Here is a 22,500-nt window from a genome sequence, read left to right as displayed (position 1 = left end):
GCACAAGCTGAAAACTTATGGGCACGCAAAAAATTGGCATTTAGGAGTCAGGTCAAAATGACCAACACCAAAGGACTGTATCCATACTGCCATTGATTCGAAGCCCACCTTAGTCTTCTTACAACTGAGACGTTGATAGCAAATGCACTGAGTTACCCTGCATTTAGAACTGAGACTAAGTACTTCGTAGAAAACTATATCGGTCTTTTGTTTCTTAATCCACCCCATGCCTACCGTTATGCCCCATTAACGGCGGACATCCCTTAAGATTTCAGTCACTTAATCTCGTCTGAGCCCGCCGAAAACACGGCACATGGGTACGAGACCGGTCTACAGGCGCCCCCCACCTGCTGGCACCGTGTCGTCTTCACAAAAATATGGGCTCCTTTCCTGAGAAGGAAAGGAGCCCATATTTTACACGCTGGCGCGTTAGTTTACGATTTACTTGCCGAAATCGTAGTCATCCAGCGGGATAGCCTGGAACTCGGCTGAAATTGCGCCTTCATTCTCAGCAGCGTAGCTGAAGTCGTTGAAGCCACCTGCAGAAGCTTGGAACATCTGCTCGCGAGCCTCATCAGTAGGTTCAACCTCGATGTTGTTGTAACGAGACAAACCGGTACCGGCAGGGATTAACTTACCGATAATGACGTTCTCCTTCAGACCCACCAAAGGATCAGACTTACGTTCCATAGCCGCCTGAGTCAAAACTCGGGTGGTCTCCTGGAAGGACGCAGCGGAGAGCCATGATTCGGTAGCTAACGATGCCTTAGTAATACCCATCATTTCCGGACGACCTGCCGCAGGACGAACGCCCTCGGACATCGCCTTTCGGTTGGCATTCTGGAAAGCAATGTTTTCCACCAACTCACCGGGAAGAAGATCGGTATCACCAGAGTCAATCACGGTCACACGACGAAGCATCTGACGAACGATAACTTCAACGTGCTTATCGTGAATACCTACACCCTGTGAACGGTAAACGCCCTGAACCTCGTCTACCAGGTGCTTCTGAGCCTCACGAGGTCCACGAATACGCAGAACTTCCTTCGGGTCAACTGCACCGGCAACAAGCTGATCACCAACGGTGACATGATCGCCCTCTGCAACGTTCAGACGCGCACGGCGAAGAACGGGGTAAGCAATCGCTTCATCACCATTATCAGGAGTTACAACAACCTTCAGCGATTTCTCAGTATCTTCAATAGAGATACGACCTGAAACCTCTGAAATCGGTGCAACACCCTTAGGTGTACGTGCCTCGAAAAGCTCTTGAATGCGGGGAAGACCCTGAGTAATATCGTCCGCTGATGCAACACCACCGGTGTGGAAGGTACGCATAGTCAGCTGGGTACCGGGCTCACCGATGGACTGTGCAGCAATAATGCCCACTGCCTCACCAATATCAACCAGGTTACCCGATGCCATCGAACGACCGTAGCAAAGCGCACAAACGCCCACTGCGGACTCGCAGGTCAGCACCGAACGAACCTTGATGTCTTGGATTCCAGCCTTGTACAGCTTCTCAATCATAGGATCAGAAACGTCAGTACCGGCCTCAGCCAAAACGGTGCCGTCTTCAGCCTTCACATCAACCGCAAAGGCACGACCGTGAATCGAGCTTTCAACGTTTTCATGAAGCGAAATGGTGCCGTTTTCATCGTCAATCTGAACCAATGGCAAGGTCAAACCGCGGTGAGTACCACAATCGTGCTCACGAACGATGACGTCCTGAGAGACGTCCACCAGACGACGGGTCAAGTAACCCGAGTTAGCGGTACGAAGCGCGGTATCCGCAAGGCCCTTACGAGCACCGTGAGTAGCGATGAAGTACTCGAGCACGGTCAAGCCTTCACGGTAGGAAGACTTAATGGGGCGAGGCATAATCTCACCCTTGGGGTTTGCCACCAGACCACGGATACCTGCAATCTGACGAACCTGCATCCAGTTACCACGAGCACCAGAAGTCACCATACGGTTAATAGTGGTGTTCAGGTTAGCCAAGTTATCGCGCATAGCCTCAGCAACTTCATCAGTTGCCTTGGTCCAGATATCGATGAGCTCGGTACGACGCTCGTTGTCGTCAATCAGACCCATATCAAACTGGCTCTGAATATCAGCAGCCTGGCTCTCGTAGCTCTCCATAATGGCGGGCTTCGAAGGAGGAGCAGCAATATCTGAAACAGCAACGGTAACACCTGAACGCGAAGCGTAGTAGAAACCAGTATTCTTCAGATTATCTAGTGAGCGAGCAACCTCAATCATGGGGTACTTCTCAGCAAGATCATTAATCAAAGAACCAAGGGTCTTCTTATCCGCAACCTTATCGAACCAGGGGTAATCAGCAGGCAAAGCCTGGTTGAAAATAACCTGACCCACGGTGCACTCTACGAGAAGAGGCTCGCCCTCCTTGTAACCCTCGGGGAACTCGTAACCCTCAGGAGCAACAAAGTTATCTGTGAGGATCTTTACCTTGGAATACAGCTCAATCTCGTGCAGATCAAGAGCCATAAGCGCCTCAGCAAGTGAGGAGAAGGTACGGCCTTCACCGGCTGCGTCCTCACGAGGAGTGGTCAAATGGAACAAACCAATGATCATATCCTGGTCAGGAACCGCAACGGGGCGGCCATCTGAAGGCTTCAAAATATTATTTGAAGAAAGCATCAAAATGCGTGCTTCAGCCTGAGCCTCAGGTGAGAGGGGTAGGTGAACAGCCATCTGATCGCCGTCGAAATCAGCGTTGAACGCAGAGCAAACGAGAGGATGCAGCTGGATAGCCTTACCCTCAACAAGCTGAGGTTCGAACGCCTGAATACCAAGACGGTGCAGAGTAGGTGCACGGTTGAGTAATACGGGGTGCTCCGTAATGATTTCTTCCAGAACGTCCCACACCTGTGAGCGTGAACGCTCCACCATGCGCTTAGCGGACTTAATGTTCTGAGCGTGGTTGAGGTCAACCAGACGCTTCATCACAAAAGGCTTGAAGAGCTCAAGCGCCATCTGCTTAGGCAGACCGCACTGATGCATCTGAAGCTGAGGACCGCCGACGATAACCGAACGACCTGAGTAGTCAACGCGCTTACCCAGAAGGTTCTGGCGGAAACGACCCTGCTTGCCCTTGAGCATGTCAGAGAGAGACTTCAAAGGACGGTTACCCGGGCCGGTAACAGGACGGCCACGACGACCGTTATCGAACAAGGAGTCAACAGCTTCCTGAAGCATGCGCTTTTCGTTATTCACGATAATCTCAGGAGCACCGAGATCAAGCAGACGCTTCAAACGGTTGTTACGGTTGATGACACGACGGTACAGATCGTTAAGGTCTGAAGTCGCGAAACGACCGCCGTCGAGCTGCACCATGGGGCGCAATTCCGGAGGAATCACAGGCACAGCTTCAAGAACCATACCCAAAGGCGAGTTGGTGGTAGTCAAGAATGAGTTGACAACCTTCAAACGCTTCAAGGCACGAGTCTTACGCTGTCCCTTACCTGTCTGAATAATCTCGCGAAGCGACTCAGCTTCAGCTTCCATGTCAAAGTTCTCAAGGCGCTTCTTAATAGATTCAGCACCCATTGAACCTTCAAAGTACATGCCGTACTTATCGACCATGGCACGGTAAAGAGCCTCATCACCTTCAAGGTCAGCTACCTTCAGGTTCTTAAAGCGATCCCAAACACGCTCTTCGAATTCAATCTCACGATCAGCGTTCTTCCGCACTGAAGCCATCTGGCGCTCAGCGGCATCGCGAAGCTTACGCTTCTCTGCAGCCTTACCGCCTTCAGCTTCAATACGAGCCAGTTCTTCTTCAGTTTCGCGAGCAATCAGGTTGATATCAGCATCGCGCTGATCAGCAAGAACCTTCTTATCGCGATCAAAAGCAGCCTGCAGATTCGGAAGATCCTCGTGACGAGCCTCTTCATCCACAGAAGTAATCATGTAAGCAGCGAAGTAAATAATCTTTTCAAGATCCTTCGGTGCCAAATCGAGCAGATAACCCAAGCGTGAAGGAACACCCTTGAAGTACCAGATGTGAGTCACAGGAGCAGCAAGCTCAATGTGGCCCATACGCTCACGACGTACCTTTGCACGGGTTACCTCAACGCCACAGCGCTCACAGATAATACCCTTGAAACGTACGCGCTTGTACTTACCGCAGTAGCATTCCCAGTCGCGAGTAGGTCCGAAGATACGCTCGTCGAACAAGCCCTCTTTTTCTGGCTTCAGGGTTCGGTAGTTAATGGTTTCAGGCTTCTTGACCTCGCCATATGACCAGCTGCGGATATCCTCAGCAGTGGCTAGGCCAATACGCATCAAACCGAGTGAAGATTCGTTGGACATTTGGTCCTTATCTCTTTTCAGTAGTGGTGAAGACTATTTCGTAGAAATGATGAATGGAGTACATCCGAAAAACGGATTAGACCTCTTCAACAGAGCTGGGCTCTGCATGGGACAGGTCAATACCCAGATCATCTGCAGCACGGAAGCCTTCGTCTTCAGCATCGCGCATGTGGATGGTCTTACCATCAGTTGAAAGAACTTCAACGTTGAGGCACAGTGACTGCATTTCCTTGATGAGAACCTTGAAAGACTCAGGAACACCCGGTTCAGGGATGTTCTCACCCTTAACAATTGCCTCATAGACCTTCACACGACCGTGAACGTCGTCAGACTTGATAGTCAGAATTTCCTGAAGGGTGTAAGCAGCACCGTATGCTTCCAGTGCCCAAACTTCCATCTCGCCAAAACGCTGACCGCCGAACTGAGCCTTACCACCCAGGGGCTGCTGAGTAATCATGGAGTACGGACCGGTGGAGCGAGCGTGAATCTTATCGTCCACCAAGTGGTGTAGCTTCAAGATGTACTGGTAGCCCACCGAAACGGGCTCAGGGAAAGGCTCACCGGAACGACCATCGAGCAAACGTGCCTTACCGGTACGGTTAATCAAACGATCGCCGTCGCGGTTAGGGTTAGCGTGATCGAGCAGGTCGAACAATTCATCTTCACCAGCGCCGTCGAATACCGGAGTTGCCACGTTAGTGGGGCCGGTTTCCTTGGGGAAGTTAGGAAGCTTGTCCATCCAAGCAGGATTGCCCTCAATCTTCCAACCCTGCTTAGCCAACCAACCGGTATGAACTTCGAGCACCTGGCCAATGTTCATACGACCGGGAACGCCCAGCGGGTTCAGAATGATGTCAACGGGAGTACCGTCTTCCATGAAGGGCATATCTTCAATCGGAAGAATCTTGGTAATAACACCCTTGTTGCCGTGACGACCTGCGAGCTTATCGCCCACAGTAATCTTGCGCTTCTGAGCCACGTAAACGCGGACCAGCTGGTTAACACCTGACGGCAAATCTTCTTCATCGGTTTCACGATCGAAAATACGGACGCCGATAACGGTACCGGATTCACCGTGAGGAACCTTCAAAGAGGTATCGCGAACTTCGCGTGACTTTTCACCAAAGATAGCGCGAAGAAGGCGCTCTTCAGGAGTCAGTTCGGTCTCGCCCTTAGGAGTAACCTTACCCACGAGGATATCGCCGGACTCGACCTCAGCACCGATGTGAATGATGCCGCGTTCGTCCAAAGCAGAAAGAACTTCTTCAGAAACGTTGGGGATATCACGAGTGATTTCCTCAGCACCCAGCTTGGTATCGCGAGCGTCAATCTCGTGCTCTTCAATGTGAATTGAAGTGAGAACGTCGTCGGAAATCATACGCTGGGACAGGATGATGCCGTCCTCGAAGTTGAAACCTTCCCAAGACATGTAAGCCACAAGGAGGTTCTTACCCAGAGCCAGCTCGCCCTTATCGGTCGAAGGACCATCTGCAATCAGACCAGCAGCTTCAACGCGGTCCCCTGCCTTGACCACTACGCGGTGGTTGTAGCAGTTACCGGGGTTGGAACGCTGGAACTTAGCAATGGGGTAAGAAGAAGTGGTTCCATCGTCATTACGGACAATCACCAAATCAGCGGAGACCTCAGAAACTACGCCTGCCTTCTTAGCAAGAACGGAGTCACCGGAGTCAATCGCTGCGTACTTCTCCATACCGGTACCAACAACAGGTGCTTCTGACATCAGCAACGGCACAGCCTGACGCTGCATGTTGGCGCCCATCAGCGCGCGGTTAGCGTCGTCGTGTTCCAGGTAAGGAATCAAAGCAGTCGCAACAGACACCATCTGGCGAGGAGAAACGTCCATAAACTCAACGTTTTCAACTTCAACCAGCACAGCTTCGCCTGAACCATCTGCTGCACGACAGAGAACTTCGTCCTCAGCAAAACGCATCTCATCATTCAGAGGAGCGTTTGCCTGCGCAATAATTGCGCCCTTCTCATCGTCAGCAGTCAGGTAGATAACCTTATCGGTCACCTGACCGTTTTCTACCTTGCGGTAGGGAGTTTCAATGAAACCGAAGGGGTTAATACGAGCGTAAGTTGCCAACGAACCAATCAGACCAATGTTGGGGCCTTCAGGGGTTTCAATGGGGCACATACGACCGTAGTGGGAGGGGTGAACGTCTCGAACTTCCATGCCTGCGCGGTCACGTGAAAGACCGCCAGGACCCAACGCGGACAGACGACGCTTGTGGGTCAAACCTGCAAGCGGGTTGTTCTGATCCATGAACTGGGAAAGCTGAGAAGTACCGAAGAACTCCTTGATAGAAGCTACAACGGGGCGAATGTTAATCAGTGTCTGAGGAGTAATAGCCTCAACGTCCTGAGTAGTCATACGCTCACGAACCACGCGCTCCATACGGGACAAACCGGTACGAATCTGGTTCTCAATGAGCTCGCCTACTGCACGGATACGGCGGTTACCGAAGTGATCGATGTCATCAGTATCAACGCGCAAAGTAGTTTCTTCACCGTCACGGATACCCTTGATGGTTGTTCCACCAGCATGCAAAGTGACCAGGTAACGAATCATCGCTGCGATGTCATCCTGGCTCAAAACCATTGCCGAAGGATCATCCATAGGCATATCGATACCGAGCTTACGGTTGACCTTGTAACGGCCTACCTTTGCCAGATCGTAACGCTTAGGGGTGAAGTACATGTTATCGAGCAGATTCTGAGCTGCATCGACTGTTGGGGGTTCACCAGGACGAAGCTTGCGGTAGATATCAAGCAATGCTTCTTCGCGAGTCTCAACGCTGTCCTTTTCCAAGGTAGCGCGGATCGAATCGAATTCACCGAACTCTTCAAGAATCTTAGCCTCGGTCCAGCCCAAAGCCTTCAGCAGTACAGTTACGGACTGCTTACGCTTGCGGTCAAGACGGACGCCGACCTGGTCTCGCTTGTCAATTTCTAGCTCGAACCAAGCACCGCGTGAAGGGATAATCTTCGCGGTGTAGATGTCTTTATCAGAAGTACGATCGGCAACCTTTTCGAAGTAGGCACCGGGTGAACGAACCAGCTGAGAAACAACAACGCGCTCAGTACCATTGATAACAAAGGTGCCGGACTCGGTCATCAGCGGGAAATCGCCCATGAACACAGTCTGTTGCTTGATTTCGCCGGTGTTGTTATTCATGAATTCGGCCTTGACGTACAGCGGAGCTGCATAGGTCGCATCGCGATCCTTGCATTCATCCATGGTGTACTTAGGGTCAGCGAATTCGGGTTCGGAGAATGACAGGGACATTGTGCCCTGGAAGTCTTCAATCGGAGAGATCTCTTCAAAGATTTCTGACAAACCTGAAACACTCTGAACCGAGGTATCTCCGGTTTCTTCAGCTTGCTTCAGACGTTCTGCCCATCTCTCGTTACCTACGAGACGGTCAAAACTATCAGTTTGAAGAGCGAGCAGGTTAGGAACCTGCAATGGCTCTGAAATTTTTGCGAATGAAATTCGACGGTTCGTACCGTCTGAATTCACTGCGCCGTTAGCGGCTTCGTGATTTGAGGTGCTCGAGGCGACCAAGTTGGATCCTTCCACAGACCTGTCTGTTCGTACTCACTACCCCGGAACAAGGGAACGAAAACAGTCGTGAAAAATCTCGGCGCGCGGCGAATTATGATAAGTCGGTTGCTGGGATCTTTGCGTGAACTGGTCGTTATTGCTCTGTATCACCCATGCCCACCGCTATATGAAGGCACTAAGGTTAGGGATAGCGCAAATATTCACAATACACCAAACAAAATTTGATGTCTATACCCTTTTCATCGGCGTTTTGCAACCGTAAACGTAGATCCCCTCTCTTCAAGATTGAAGACAGGGGATCTATCGGAAGTCTTTTAGCACTCGACGACGTTTACCGCCAAGCCGCCCATAGACGTTTCTTTGTAACGGGTAGACATATCTTCGCCCGTTTGGCGCATCGTCTCAATGACTTGGTCCAGTGAGACGCGGTGTTCGCCGTCGCCACGCAAAGCCATCTTCACAGCATTGATAGCTTTCGCTGCAGCCATTGCGTTACGCTCGATGCAAGGAATCTGCACCAATCCACCTACGGGGTCGCAAGTCAAGCCCAGATTGTGTTCCATCGCAATCTCTGCGGCGTTTTCAATCTGCTCATTTGAAGCGCCCATCACCTGAGCGAGTCCAGCAGCCGCCATCGATGAAGCGGTACCCACTTCACCCTGACAACCCACTTCCGCACCAGAGATAGAAGCACGCTTCTTATAGAGCGCTCCCACAGAAGCAGCAGCAAGGAAGAAATCAACGACAACCTGTTCCCGCTTTGCTTGACCACAACCACGAATTCCGTCAGTGTAATTCATCGCATAATGCAACACAGCAGGAATGATGCCCGAAGCACCGTTAGTAGGAGCAGTCACGATTCGACCGCCAAAAGCGTTCTCTTCATTGACAGCCAAAGCAATGAGGTTGACCCAGTCAAGAGCGTACTCAGGTGACTTCTGCGGATCTTCACTCACCAAATCTCGGTGCCACTGAGCTGCACGACAACGCACCTTCAGAGCACCCGGAAGGTAACCAATACGAGAGAGGGAAGAACCAACGCATTCACGCATTACTTGGTAAATATGCAAGATGCCTTCGCGGATTTCTTCTTCACTACGTACCGAAAGCTCATTCTGCATCTTCAAAGCAGCGATAGAGAGCCCCGATGAATTAGCCATATCCAGCAATTCTGCACCTGATCCGAAGGGGTAAGGCGGGTTTTCCAAGCTAGAACCGCCGGTAGCTTCTTCATTTTCTTCAATAATGAATCCGCCACCGATAGAGAAGTATGTGCGCTCAAGCAAGAGCTTCTCCCCTGACCATGCGGCAACCTTAATGCCGTTGGTATGACGGGGCAAAATCGTCAGTGGACGAAGCGTGATATCGGATTCTTTATAGGTAACGACTGGGCCATAAATCAACTTCTCAGTCGAAGCTGGAGCACCGCCAGCAAAATTCGCTGAGGCATAGCCTGCCAGGGGTAAAACACCATCTACCGAGTTATTGGCCATCAGCTGTTCAGCTTCGCCAATGTTAATTGTCTCAGGAACAAACCCCGCAAGACCCTTGATAGCTGCGCTCATGGTGCCGTGGCCAGCACCGGTAGCAGCCAACGAGCCATAGAGGTCAATATGAACCCGATCCACGCGATTAAAATTACCGCTATCAATAAGCTCCGAGATAAACCGGTTGGTGGCGCGCATGGGTCCAACGGTGTGAGACGACGACGGGCCAACACCGATTGAGAAGAGTTCGAACACCGAGATGTCATGCTCTAACGCCTCGGCTTTAATCTGTGCAGAACTAATATCCATACACTTTCCTTCCACCCTAAAAGTTATAAGTAAGCTCTATCCATACTAGGATTAGAGCACTTTGGCAGTTCAGCCCGAGCACATATGAAAGTACCCGGGCTGAACTGAAATATTTATTTACCTCTCACGAGAGGAAATACAGCACGAACTAAGATTCGCGCTTGTAGAAGGGCAAAGCGACAACGTCGAAAGGAGCCTTCTTGCCGCGAATATCAACGTCCACGGTAGTACCCAATTCTGAATGATCCCGGTTAACCAGAGCCATTGCAACGGGGTAACCCAACGTCGGTGAAGGAATACCGGAGGTCACCTCACCGATAACAGTTTCCCCATCTACCAGCTGGGCACCGCCACGAGCAGGACGCTTTGCCTGAGCCTTCAAGCCTACGAGGATACGCTCTGATTCGGTTTCCGCCAATTTTGCCAGAGCCTCACGACCCACAAAATCAGCTTTTTTCTTCTCCAAAGCGATTTCGACCAGGCGACCAAGACCGGACTCGAAAACCGAAATATCCTTGCCCAACTCGTTACCGTAAAGCGGCATACCTGCTTCAAGACGTAACGAGTCACGCGCTGCAAGACCTGCGGGCTTAATGCCGAATTCTTTACCAGCCTCAGCTGCAGCGTCCCAAATCTTTGCAGCTTCTGCGTTAGGAACGTAGATTTCAAATCCGTCTTCACCGGTGTAGCCGGTGCGAGCCAACAGTACTTCTACTCCCCCAAACTTCACCGGAAGAGAAGCGTAGTACTTCAGTTCCTTAATAGCTTCTGCATCTGAAGGATCCATTGCCAAAAGTATCTCTTCTGACTTCGGTCCCTGAACTGCCACCAAAGAAGTTTCAGCAGACTCATTCTTAAGCTCGACGTCGAACCCTTCAGTGCGTGCCTGGAAAGCTTCAAAGTCAGTTGCAACGTTAGAAGCGTTAGGCACTACCAAGAATTCTTCTTCACCCAGGCGGTAAGTAATCAAATCGTCAAGGATTTTGCCGTTCTCATCAACAAGAATCGAATACTTAGCTTTACCCACCTTGAGGATGCCCATGTTGGACACCAGGGTGTAGTCCAAATATGCAGCGGCATCAGGACCAGTAATGCGGAATTCGCCCATATGGGACAAATCGAATAGACCGGCAGCTGAACGAACAGCTTTGTGTTCTTCAACGTCGTTCTCATATTTCAAGGGCATATCCCAGCCGCCGAAATCAGTGAATGAAGCACCAAGAGCTTCGTGCTTTTCATAAAGGGAAGTTTTCTGCAGAGCCATGATGACTCTCCTTTCAAAGATGTATCAAATCAGTTGGAATCCCTCTGCGGTGAAAAATTCCACCTGATTCGATAAGTTCTCAGCTAAACAGCTATGAACCTTTAGCTAGCTTCGGTTACCTCAATATCAAATGCTTCCATCGGAGGGCATTCGCATACGAAGTTACGGTCACCGTTAGCACCGTCGATACGACCGATGGGAGTGAAGTACTTGTTGCGGTGCAACGAAGGTACGGGGAATGCAGCTTCGCTACGGGGGTACTTACGATCCCACTCGTCAGCAGAGACAACCTCAACGGTGTGAGGAGCATTGCGGAGCACCGAATCTTCTACGGAGATGTTGCCATCAGCTACATACTTGATTTCGTCAAAGATAGTGCTCATTGCGGTGATGAAGCGATCCAGTTCAGCCTTGCTTTCGGACTCAGTAGGCTCAACCATCAAGGTTCCCGGTACGGGGAATGCCAAGGTGGGTGCGTGAAAGCCGTAGTCCATCAGACGCTTGCAGACGTCTTCTGCAGTGACTCCAGACTGGGCGGTCAGCTCGCGCAAATCCAGAATGCATTCGTGAGCTACCAAACCGCCAGGACCGGTGTAGAGCACGGGGAACTTCTCGCCCAGCTCGCGGGCAATGTAGTTAGCATTCAAGATAGCGTATTCAGAAGCGCTCTTGAGACCTTCGGCACCGGACATCGCAATGTACATCCAGGTAATGGGCAGAACGCCTGCAGAACCAAACATTGCCTGAGAAATAGGCAACGGAGCACCTTCAAGCTTGCCCTCTTCATTTGCAAGGTAGCCATCGCCAGGCAGGTACTTCTCCAAGTGTGCGCCGACAGCAACAGGACCCACACCGGGACCACCGCCACCGTGAGGGATAGAGAAAGTCTTGTGCAGGTTCAGGTGGGAGACGTCGCCGCCGAACTGACCGGGCTGTGCAAGACCCATCTGCGCGTTGAGGTTAGCACCATCAACGTAGACCTGTCCGCCTGCTTCATGAACCAGCTTGCAGACCTCAACCACCTTGTCCTCAAATACACCGTGGGTTGAGGGGTAGGTAATCATGATGCCGGCAATCTTATCGCCGTACTTTTCAATCTTTGCTTTGAGATCCTCGACGTCAATGGAGCCATCTTCAGCGGTAGCAACACCAGCGACGTCCAGTCCAGCCAAAGCAGCCGATGCTGCGTTGGTGCCGTGAGCAGACATGGGGATGAGCACGATGCTGCGCTGGGTATCGCCGTTGTCCTCATGGTAGGCACGGATAGCGCGCAGACCAGCGTATTCGCCGGATGCACCCGAGTTAGGCTGCAATGAAATTGCATCGTAACCGGTGATGGCTACGAGCCAGTCCGAAAGCTCATCAATGAGTGACTTCCAGCCCTTGGTCTGATCGGCAGGTGCCAGCGGGTGAATGGTGGCGAACTCGGGCCAGGAGATGGGTTCCATCTCAGCAGCAGCGTTCAGCTTCATGGTGCAGGAGCCCAAAGGAATCATGGTGCGATCCAGCGCCAGGTCCTTATCAGAAAGCTGGCGCAGGTAGCGCATCATGGAAGTTTCTGAACGGTACAGGTGGAAGACAGGGTGCTGCATGTACTCATCAGTACGTAACAGGTCTGAAGCAATCTCATACTTGCCAGATTCTGGTAGCTTGCCGCCGAATGCTTCTACCAAAGCGGTCAATACGGTGTCATCATGGGATTCACCAACAGAGATTGAAATGCGATCGTCGTTGATCTTACGGATGTTGATACCAGCGTCTGAAGCCTTCTTTACATACTCATCTGCTTTACCGTCGACGTCGAAAGCTACGGTGTCGAAGAAGGATTCGTGAACAAGTTTCAAGCCGGCACCAGACAGAGCAACAGCTACGCGAGATGCGTTCTCGTGCAAAGTCTCAGCGATCTTCTTCAGACCTTCAGGGCCGTGGTAGACAGCGTAAGCACCTGCGGTAATTGCCAATAGTGCCTGAGCAGTACAAATGTTAGAAGTAGCCTTTTCGCGGCGGATGTGCTGCTCGCGAGTCTGCAGTGCCAGGCGGTAACCGGGGCGACCGGTGGCATCCTGAGAAACACCCACCAGGCGACCGGGCATATTGCGCTGCTGACCGCTATGAACAGCCATGTATGCAGCGTGAGGACCGCCGTACCACAGGGGCAGACCGAAGCGCTGGGTATTGCCGACGACGATGTCTGCACCCATCTCGCCCGGAGACTTCAGCAAGGTCAAAGCGAGCAAATCAGCGTTCACCGTGACCAAGGCATTGCGTTCTTTAGCTTCGTCAACCAACGGCTTAATATCGCGTACTTCGCCGTCGTGACCTGGGTAAGCCAGGATAATGCCGAAGAGGTCGCCCTCTGGCAGACCATCTGCAAAATCGGTGACCACAAAATCAATGCCCAAAGCTTCTGCGCGACCTCGCACAACAGACAGAGTCTGAGGCAGGCAACGGGAATCAATAGCGAATTTACCGTTCTTCACCTTGCGGTTAGAACGCTTCATCATGGTTGCAGCTTCAGCTACAGCGGTGGATTCATCCAGCAAAGAAGCGTTTGCAACCTCAAGGCCGGTCAATTCCATCACGGTGTTCTGGAAGTTCAACAAAGCTTCCAGACGACCCTGGGAAATTTCAGCCTGATAGGGAGTGTAAGAGGTGTACCAACCCGGTGCCTCTAGAATGTTGCGGCGTAGAACGGGCGGGGTAATAGCGTCATAATAACCAGCACCAATCATCTGTGCTTTGACGATATTTTGGCTAGCGTATCCAGCTAGCTTTTCCTGAGCATCTCGCTCTGAAAGAGCTTCAGGTAGGTTCAGCGCACTATCTATGCGGATAGAAGAGGGCACTACAGCGTCTACCAAATCGCCCAAAGAATCATAGCCAACGGTGCTCAGCATCGATTCAAGGTCGGTATCGCGGGGACCAAGATGACGGTCGATAAATGACATACGAAATACTCCTTGTCAGTTCCAGCTCACGGATGAACTAGAGACCTCCCCACTCTGTTTTTTACCTGCGAGTTTTACCTTCAGCGTCTGCGCATGCACGCTATACACCAAAGTTTGCTCCTACGGTGGAGAATGGGTTCTCCTTTTCAGAGTTACCTAACCAAGCGGTACGGGTGCCTGAGAGTTTCCCGGGGAGGTTTTGCTCCTTCGGCGCCGCAAGCTGTGCTTCTTTGCTAGCTCGACGGACTCTTCCGAATGGTATAGCGGTAGTTTATGAACACTATAAAGTTTGCCATATCACACGCAAAATACGCCATACGATGTTCTGAATCGTATGGCGTATTTGCTAGAAGCTAATTTAGAAGTTGCTTGTTATTTCTTTGGTTTTCCGCCATTTCTAATGGCGAAGGAGATGCCGAGCGAAACTAATGCCGCCACCATCAGAGCAATCTGTGCCCAGAAGTAGTGACCGTTTGCTCCATATACTGCGCCCATCACCAGTGGAGGGAAGTAACCGCCCAGACCACCCGCAGCGGAGACGAGACCGCCAACAGTTCCAGTTTCTGCCGGAGTAGTAGCTCGCCCTACCCAGCCGAAAACGGTGCCGGTTCCAAATCCGATGAAGATAGCCATCAAAATGAAGAGGGTGTAATACATCGCAGGCGATTCAAACTGAAGAGCAATCAGCACCGAGAGTGCCGCAATCGCCAAGAACATGACGATAGTTACCGGGCGGGGTCCGACCTTATCAGCTGCCATGCCACCAAAGGGGCGAGCAATCACAGCGCACGTAGCAAACAGAGCCGCAAAGGTTCCTGCCTGAACCGCCTCAAAGTTGTAGACGTTACCCATGTATGTGGGCAAGTAATTGGAGAAAGCAACAAAAGCGCCGAAGACTACAGCGTAGATAAAGCACAGCTGCCAGGTGGTTATCTTCTTTGTAGCAGCCATAATTTTAGGCATCATCGGTTCGGGCACGCGCCCTGCAGTCTTCGGAGAGTCCTTCATTACGAACCACACGATGACTGCATAAGACAGAGCGATGCACGCAATGATGACGTGGGTGGGGAAATATCCAAAAGCCTTCAACATACGAGGATTGAAGAACGCCGCTACAGCGGTGCCAATCATACCCATGCCGAAAATACCGGTGGCTAGTCCCTTACGGTGCGGCTCATACCAGGACGCCGCGAAGGGAATACCCACAGCAAAGATAGAACCACCAATACCCAGGAAGAAGGCTACAACCAGCAGCAAGGGGAAGCTGGTAGTGAAAGCGCCCACCAAGCCCACGACGAGCACCATAGCAGCGGTGAGAGTCAATAGAGCGGTAAACATAACCCTGCCACCAAAGCGGTCAGTCATCGCGCCCACCGGAATACGAGCAACCGCGCCCACAATAACCGGCATAGCAATGAGCAAACTCAACTGCCCAGGAGTGAGATGAAAGGCTTCCTTGTAGTAAGACTTTGCCAGTGGACCAATCATGGTCCAGCCCCAGAAACCAATCAACGAAGCTAGGGTAGCCATGATGACATTCTTAAGCTGACCCTTCAGTTGTGGATCGCGTTCCACAGTCGTAGTACTCATCTTTTCCTCATTTGTTGATGTGTGTGAAGGAGCCTGCCTTACATCTTCGCTAGCTCCTTAGAAATATCTATTTCAGATTGCTACTGTTATCAGATGTTCCCACCGGATCCCAGCCGCGGCGTCGTCCGACCTTTTCTCCCCCGCGTGAGCGGTACACAATATAGGGGCGGAAAAGGTAGTGAATCGGCGCGGTAAAAGCGTGAACCAGGCGAGTGAATGGCCACAGCGCAAAGAGAGCAAAAGCCAATAAGATATGCATTTTGAAGGTGAATGGAATGTCCCGCATCAAACCCACTTCGGGCTGGAACAAGAATAGCGAGCGGAACCAAGGAGAGATATCTGCTCGATAGTTATGCCCGTGATGGCCCTGCATCGCACTGAAAATTGTGACTCCGATACCGAACACAATCACAGCCATCAAAGACACGTACATAATCTTGTCGCTGATAGTAGTCGCCGCAAAAACAGACTTATTAGTACGACGGCGGAAGATCATCACTATCAGCCCGAACAGAACCGCCAAACCAAACGGGATGCCCATGATGAGTGCACCCGCGTGGTACATCTCATCGGTAATCCCCAGAGCCGCAGTCCAGCTCGCAGGAATCATCAGACCTACAATGTGACCGCCTAAAACACCGACCAAACCATAGTGAAAAAGTGGAGACGCAATTTTAAGAATCTTTGACTCATAGAACTGCGAAGACCTGGTGGTCCACCCAAACTGGTCGTATTTGTAACGCCAGATGGTGCCGCCAATAAGAATGACAATCACCATGTAGGGCAAGACACCCCAGAGGAAAGTATCAAGGATATTCATCGGTGAGCTCCTGACTGAGGTTGAAGAAGGGGAAGAAGACGAGGATCTGAGGCGCCCAAACCCACCTGCTCGGTGGGAGGTCCAAATCCTGCCAATTTTTGAATGTGTTGTACGTCTTCAGGAGATTCCCCCGGCAATGTCGCGCAGATACATTCCACCAATCCGTGAAACGCCAACTTGTCATCGCGTAAAGCCAAACGAAGTAACTCCAGAGACGGCCGGTATGCCTGAAGCGCCGCGCGTCCTGACTTACGGTCAATCAGTGCTGCAAACTCTAGGACTAACGGCAGATAGTCGGGCAGCTCACCGTGTAAATCGGTGACCATTCCCGAATCGCGGTACATCTTTTTGAACCGGCCCAAAGCCTCACCCCGACGACGGGTATCGCCCTCGGTCCAGTAGGAAAGGTGTAGCGCGTGGCGGCGGGATAGATCATATTCCTGCACGTATTCGGCAGCAATTTTTTCTAATGGTGCCGACGCATACCAATCACGAATCTGCTCTACTGCCTCTACGAAAGCGGGGTTATCGATACGGTGAGCCAGTTCCAATAGCTCTGGAATGGTCTGCCGAATCTCCTCAGACGGGTAGCGGAAGAGCACTGAAGATACCTGGTAAATTACCGCATCTTCTTCAGCGCCGCTCCCCCAATCCATGTCAAAAGGATCCCCGCTGGAGGGGCGGACAGGCTCCGCTTCATCCCCCGACTTTCCCAGCAGTTTTGAAAAGAAACCAGCCACTATTTCGCCCTCGTTGAGCCGGCGGTGTTAGGGAACATCGCATCGGGGCGGCCGTTTCCGTCCCACATGAAGATATTGACCTTGCCGTCTGCACGTGCAGTGTTGGCGTAGGAGCCAGCTGATACAGGGTTGGGGCGAGCGCCGGTGCCGCTAAATGCGTCATCATAGAGCATTCCTGGACCGCCGTCGCCCTCCAGAGAGCAACCAATTTCTTCGAGGTTATGAGCATCTTCCATATGTGCACGAGGAATCACGTAGCGCTCGTTGTACTTAGAAATAGCCATAAGCCTGTACATCTCATAGATTTGCTCGCCGGTCATGCCCACTGCCTCAGCAATTTCTTCTTTGCCGACGCCGCCGAGGGTGATATCTCGCATGTAAGCACGCATTGCTGCGAGCTTTTTGAGGACATCCACCACGATCTTGGTATCACCAGCAGTAAAGAGCTCTGCGAGGTACTCCACCGGAATGCGGAGAGAGTCGATAGCGCCGAAGAGGTTTTCCTGGGACTCAGCATCGTGACCCTGCTCTTTGAGAAGGTCAATGATCGGTGAAAGCGGCGGAACGTACCAGACCATGGGCATGGTGCGGTATTCGGGATGAAGGGGAAGGGCAATCTTCCATTCCTTCGCCAGCTTGTAGACCGGTGACTTCTGCGCCGCTTCAATCCACGACTGCTGGATGCCCTGCTTCTTCGCTTCGCGAATCACTTCAGGGTCAAACGGGTCGAGCATAATATCTAACTGCGCTTCGTAAAGATCTTGATCGTTCTCGACCGAAGCAGCCTCTGTCACGCGATCGGCGTCGTACAGGAAAATACCGATGTAGCGCATACGCCCCACGCAGGTTTCTGCACAAACGGTGGGGATACCGTGCTCTAAGCGGGGGTAGCAGAAAGTACATTTTTCTGCTTTACCGCTCTTGTGGTTGAAGTAAATCTTCTTGTAGGGGCAGCCTGTAATGCACTGACGCCAGCCGCGGCAACGATCCTGATCAACCAGCACAATGCCGTCTTCGGTGCGCTTATAAATCGCACCCGAGGGGCACGACGCCATGCAGGAAGGGTTCAAGCAGTGCTCACAGATACGCGGCAGGTAGAACATGAAGGTCTGTTCAAATTCAAATTTGATTTTTTCTTCAGATTCCTGGCGAATCTTCTGCACGATGGGGTCTTCGTTACCGGTGACGTAAGTACCGCCAAGGTCATCGTCCCAGTTAGCAGACCAGTCAATAGCGGTGTCCTCACCGGTAATCAGAGACTTAGGCTTAGCGACCGGAAAATCATCACCCAAAGGTGCCGAAATCAGATTCTGGTAGTCATAGGTCCAGGGCTCATAATAGTCGGTCATCTGAGGCTGAATGGGTGAAGCAAAAATGGTGAAAAGCTTCTTGAAACGGTTACCCGCCTTCAGCTCCAGGCGCCCCTTCTTATTAAGAGTCCACCCGCCCTTCCACTTTTCTTGGTCTTCATAACGCTTGGGGTAACCCAAACCCGGGCGGGTTTCCACGTTATTGAACCAGACGTATTCAGTACCGGCGCGGTTTGTCCATGCCTGCTTACAGGTCACGGAACAGGTGTGGCAACCCAGGCACTTATCCAGTGCCATAATCATTGATACTTGAGCCATTACTCGCATTAGTAGGTGACCTCCTGGTTGCGGCGACGGATAACAGAGACGATGTCTCTCTGGTTACCAGTGGGACCGAGGTAGTTGAAAGCGTATGCCTGGTGAGCGTAACCACCAATGAGGTGGGTGGGCTTAACCAAGATACGGGTGACGGAGTTGTGGATACCGCCACGCTTGCCGGTTGCTTCTGACTTAGGAATATCCACCAGACGTTCTTGGGCGTGGTGAACATAGACGACGCCGGTGGGCAGACGGTGCGAAACAATCGCGCGTCCCACGAAAACGCCGTTATCGTTCACGCACTCGATCCAGTCGTTATCCTTGACACCAATCTTGGCGGCATCGTCGGGGTTCAGCCAGGCATGAGAACCACCGCGTGAGAGCGCCAGCATGTAGAGGTTATCGTGGTAGGACGAGTGAATAGACCACTTGTTGTGAGGCGTCATGTAGCGCACCGCGATAGTGACCTCATCCTGCTGCTCCCCCAGCTTGGGTTGGTTGAAGAGCTGGTTCATGTCCAACGGCGGGCGGTAGGTAGGCATCTGCTCACCCATTTCGCTCATCCAGTCGTGGTCCAAGAAAAAGTGCATACGACCGGTGAGGGTGTGGAAGGGTTTCAACTGCTCGGTATTGAGCGTGAACGGCGCATAGCGACGTCCGCCAGTTTCCGAACCAGACCACTCGGGCGAAGTGAACACGGGGCAGGGGCGATCCTGGGTGTCCTTGAAGGTAATGCGTTTTTCCTCATTGCCTTCAGCCAGGTGCACGAACTTCTTGCCCACGCGCTTCTCTAACTCTTTGAAGGCCTTGATAGCTACGGGACCGTTTGAGGTGCCTGATAGCGCAAGGATGGTATCGCAGAGCTTGGAATCGGTGTCGATCGCTGGGCGACCTGCCCCCTTACCCGAATCCATCACACCGTTCTCCTCGGCGAGCTTTGCCAGCTCGTCGTTGACGTCAACGGTGATCGCCTTAGTCGTCGTACCTAAGGAAGAGAGCAAGGGGCCGACCGAGGTGTACATCTCGTAGAGAGCAGGGTAATCGCGTTCGACCATCGCAAAGATGGGCATGTTCTTACCTGGCACACCCTTCTTACCCTCGTTCTTCCAATCACAGGAGTGACCACCGGGCTGAGCAATCTGCCCTGGGGTGTCATGTTGCAACGGAACAGAGACCAAATCCTTTTGCGCCGGCAGATGCTTCTTGGACAGCTGCGAGAAGACCCATGCCAATTCCTTGAAAATCTGGTGGTCAGTCTTGGTCTCCCACGGCGGATCAATAGCCGGAGTGAAAGCGTGGATGTAGGGGTGCATATCGGTGGAGGAAATATCGAATTTCTCATACCAGGTAGCGGCAGGGAACACGATATCCGAGGACAGCGTAGAGGAGGTCATGCGAAAATCCGCGGTGACCAACAAGTCCAGCTTGCCCTGAGGCGCCTCGTCGTACCATTTAACCTCGCGCGGTTTGCTTTCTACGGTGTCTTTACCCATCACCGAGTTGTGGGTACCCAGCAGGTGCTTGAGGAAGTACTCTTCGCCCTTCGCGGAGGAGCCCAGCAAGTTATTACGCCAGAGCATGAGGGTACGGGGCCAGTTCACAGGATTGTCGATATCTTCTACCGAGAACTGCAAGCTACCCTCGTTGAGACGATCTGCTACATATGCAGCAGGAGTGTCTGCGGCACCGGATTCAACGGCAGCAGCTGCTTCCTGTGCCAACTGGGTGGGATTTTCATTGAACTGCGGATACATAGGCATCCACCCCATACGGGTAGTACGCGCCACGATATCTGCCGTATGAACGCCCTTCAGCTCACCCTTAGCTAGCGGAGACTGAATTGAATCGGAAGAGTAACCGTCTTGACGCCACTGGTCAGTATGCATGTACCAGAACGAAGTACCTGCCTGAGTGCGAGGAGGGCGGACCCAGTCCAAAGCATTTGCCATATGTGCCCAGCCGGTAATGGGGCGAGCTTTTTCCTGCCCCACGTAGTGAGCCCAACCGCCACCATTGCGACCTTCACAACCGCACATCTGCAACAGTGCCAAAATCGCACGGTAGGTAGCGTCGCCGTGGTACCACTGGCAGATACCTGCACCCATGATAATCATGGTGCGACCGCCTGAATCAATCGAGTTCTGAGCGAATTCACGCGCCACACGAATGACAGCTTCTGCAGGAACAGAAGTAATTTCCTCCTGCCAGGCAGGAGTGTACTGAGTTTCGAGATCCTCGAAATCACGGGCAAACTGCCCCGGCAAATGGAGTTGCGGGCGAGCCACACCGTACTGAGCCAAAATCAGGTCAAATACGGTGCAAACTTCCATCCCCTCCACCAAAATGGTGGGAACACCACGAGAAATCACATGTCCGGCACCATTGGGGGTATCAAAGGCAGGCATCTTGATTTCAGCTACGCCCGTTGCACCCCCGGGAATATCAGCTACTGACAGAGCAGGCTTAATCCCGTCAAGATCAAGATTCCATTTGCCCATGTCTTCAGCGTTATAGCGGTGACCCAAAGTGCCGTTAGGAACGATTACTTCGCCCGTCGCGCGGTCAAGAAGAGCCGTCTTGAAATCAGAATCTGCCATCGAAGCACCCTGTGCCAAATCGGCAGCTTTCACAAACTTATGAGGCACCTTGATGCCGTCTTCACGGGTTTCCAGTCGAATAAGGAAGGGGAAATCAGTAAAGGTAGTGGTGTAATCCTCAAAGAATTCCACCCGCTGGTCTACAAAGTTCTCTTTGAGAATGACATGACCCATCGCCATCGCCAAAGCAGCATCAGTACCGGGCTGAGCAGGTAGCCATTCATCGGCAAATTTAGTGTTATCAGCGTAGTCAGGGGAAACAGAGACAACCTTGGTTCCGCGATAACGAACTTCAGCAACCCAGTGAGCGTCAGGAGTACGAGTGACGGGGATGTTGGAACCCCACATCATCAGGTAGGTGGCATCCCACCAGTCACCCGATTCACGAACGTCAGTCTGGTCGCCAAAGACCTGAGGGGATGCCACCGGAAGGTCAGCATACCAGTCATAGAAAGAAGTCATGACGCCGCCGAGCAACTCGATATAACGAGCGCCCGAGGCATGCGATGCCATAGATTTAGCAGGAATAGGTGAGAAACCGATGTTGCGGTCGGGACCATATTCCTGAATGGTATGAATCTGTGCCGATGCCACCATTTCGAGGGCTTCGGTCCAAGTTCCGCGCACCAGACCACCCTTACCGCGAGCTTTTACGTAGCGCTCGCGTTTGGCGGGGTCAGTGACGATAGATTTCCATGCCAACACAGGATCGCCGTTATGGATGGCTTTAGCTTCGCGGTACATCTCCAAGAGAGGCCCGCGAATGTAGGGGTACTTCACACGAGAAGGTGAATAGGTGTACCAGGAGAAAGAAGCACCACGGGGGCAACCACGGGGTTCATACTCTGGGCGATCAGGCCCGACGGTGGGGTAATCGGTTGCCTGAGCTTCCCAGGTAATAACACCGTCCTTGACGAAGACTTGCCAGGAGCAGGAACCGGTGCAGTTCACACCGTGGGTGGAGCGCACAACTTTGTCGTAGCTCCAACGGTCACGATAGAAAACGTCGCCGCGGCGCCCGCCTTCACGAAAAACTGCGCGTCCGTCGTCAGATTCGTCCCATTTGGAGAAGAATTTGCCGAATTTGAGGAGTTGGTCCGAAAAGGGGCCGTCGACTTTCGCCCCGGAGGGGGTACTGCGCCCCCTGGTGTTAGTTGTCTCAGTCATACCTCAATCGTACGAAGATTTAGGTA

Annotated in this window: 10 protein-coding genes and 1 riboswitch; all 10 genes read right to left on the bottom strand. The window is 52.2% G+C overall.

All coding sequences use genetic code 11. The features are described 5' to 3' along the window. Window positions 1–441: 441 nt before the first annotated feature. Window positions 442–4,335 carry a DNA-directed RNA polymerase subunit beta' gene (locus tag IDM48_RS03090; RefSeq protein ID WP_190618006.1) on the bottom strand — a complete coding sequence of 1,298 codons (3,894 nt, stop codon included), beginning with the start codon at window positions 4,333–4,335 and terminating at the stop codon, window positions 442–444. Window positions 4,336–4,411: 76 nt separating this feature from the next. Continuing rightward, window positions 4,412–7,924, bottom strand: coding sequence for a DNA-directed RNA polymerase subunit beta (rpoB, locus tag IDM48_RS03085; protein ID WP_068169606.1), 3,513 nt, complete (start codon window positions 7,922–7,924; stop codon window positions 4,412–4,414). A 314-nt stretch (window positions 7,925–8,238) separates the two neighbouring features. After that, window positions 8,239–9,720, bottom strand: a complete 1,482-nt coding sequence (locus IDM48_RS03080; protein WP_190618005.1) for an L-serine ammonia-lyase — start codon at window positions 9,718–9,720, stop codon at window positions 8,239–8,241. Between the two features lie 148 nt (window positions 9,721–9,868). After that, the gene (gcvT, locus tag IDM48_RS03075) at window positions 9,869–10,984 is read right to left on the bottom strand and encodes a glycine cleavage system aminomethyltransferase GcvT (protein WP_190618003.1); all 1,116 of its coding nucleotides are present in this window, start codon (window positions 10,982–10,984) and stop codon (window positions 9,869–9,871) included. Window positions 10,985–11,085: 101 nt separating this feature from the next. Beyond that, a complete protein-coding gene (gene gcvP / locus IDM48_RS03070; protein ID WP_190618000.1) occupies window positions 11,086–13,932 on the bottom strand; it encodes an aminomethyl-transferring glycine dehydrogenase in 2,847 nt (948 codons plus the stop codon). 155 nt (window positions 13,933–14,087) lie between these two features. After that, a riboswitch (glycine riboswitch) is annotated at window positions 14,088–14,196 on the bottom strand. Between the two features lie 108 nt (window positions 14,197–14,304). After that, complete coding sequence (locus IDM48_RS03065; RefSeq protein WP_190617998.1) at window positions 14,305–15,522, bottom strand: MFS transporter; 1,218 nt, start codon at window positions 15,520–15,522, stop codon at window positions 14,305–14,307. A gap of 67 nt (window positions 15,523–15,589) precedes the next feature. Next, window positions 15,590–16,342, bottom strand: coding sequence for a respiratory nitrate reductase subunit gamma (gene narI, locus IDM48_RS03060; RefSeq protein ID WP_190617997.1), 753 nt, complete (start codon window positions 16,340–16,342; stop codon window positions 15,590–15,592). Continuing rightward, window positions 16,339–17,082 (bottom strand): nitrate reductase molybdenum cofactor assembly chaperone, encoded by a 744-nt coding sequence (gene narJ, locus IDM48_RS03055; protein WP_190617995.1) that lies wholly within the window; start codon window positions 17,080–17,082, stop codon window positions 16,339–16,341. The genes narI and narJ overlap by 4 nt, the downstream gene beginning before the upstream one ends. Continuing rightward, window positions 17,082–18,719: a nitrate reductase subunit beta gene (gene narH / locus IDM48_RS03050; RefSeq protein ID WP_190617993.1), complete on the bottom strand. Its 1,638-nt coding sequence runs from the start codon at window positions 18,717–18,719 to the stop codon at window positions 17,082–17,084. The genes narJ and narH overlap by 1 nt, the downstream gene beginning before the upstream one ends. Continuing rightward, on the bottom strand, window positions 18,719–22,474 hold the full coding sequence (locus IDM48_RS03045) for a nitrate reductase subunit alpha (protein ID WP_190617991.1): 3,756 nt from the start codon (window positions 22,472–22,474) through the stop codon (window positions 18,719–18,721). The genes narH and IDM48_RS03045 overlap by 1 nt, the downstream gene beginning before the upstream one ends. Window positions 22,475–22,500 lie beyond the last annotated feature (26 nt).

Origin of the sequence: Rothia amarae (genome assembly GCF_014705945.2) — a bacterium.
GTDB classification, from domain to species: domain Bacteria; phylum Actinomycetota; class Actinomycetes; order Actinomycetales; family Micrococcaceae; genus Rothia; species Rothia amarae.
The sequence above is the reverse complement of the archived record's forward strand: the minus strand, read 5'-3'. Positions and strand labels throughout refer to the sequence as shown.

Excerpts from the sequence above, each read along its gene's own strand:
- IDM48_RS03090 (WP_190618006.1), bottom strand. The coding sequence starts at position 4,335 with ATGTCCAACGAATCTTCACTCGGTTTGATGCGTATTGGCCTAGCCACT.
- IDM48_RS03080 (WP_190618005.1), bottom strand. The coding sequence starts at position 9,720 with ATGGATATTAGTTCTGCACAGATTAAAGCCGAGGCGTTAGAGCATGAC.
- gcvT (WP_190618003.1), bottom strand. The coding sequence starts at position 10,984 with ATGGCTCTGCAGAAAACTTCCCTTTATGAAAAGCACGAAGCTCTTGGT.
- gcvP (WP_190618000.1), bottom strand. The coding sequence starts at position 13,932 with ATGTCATTTATCGACCGTCATCTTGGTCCCCGCGATACCGACCTTGAA.
- IDM48_RS03065 (WP_190617998.1), bottom strand. The coding sequence starts at position 15,522 with ATGAGTACTACGACTGTGGAACGCGATCCACAACTGAAGGGTCAGCTT.
- narI (WP_190617997.1), bottom strand. The coding sequence starts at position 16,342 with ATGAATATCCTTGATACTTTCCTCTGGGGTGTCTTGCCCTACATGGTG.
- narH (WP_190617993.1), bottom strand. The coding sequence starts at position 18,719 with ATGCGAGTAATGGCTCAAGTATCAATGATTATGGCACTGGATAAGTGC.
- IDM48_RS03045 (WP_190617991.1), bottom strand. The coding sequence starts at position 22,474 with ATGACTGAGACAACTAACACCAGGGGGCGCAGTACCCCCTCCGGGGCG.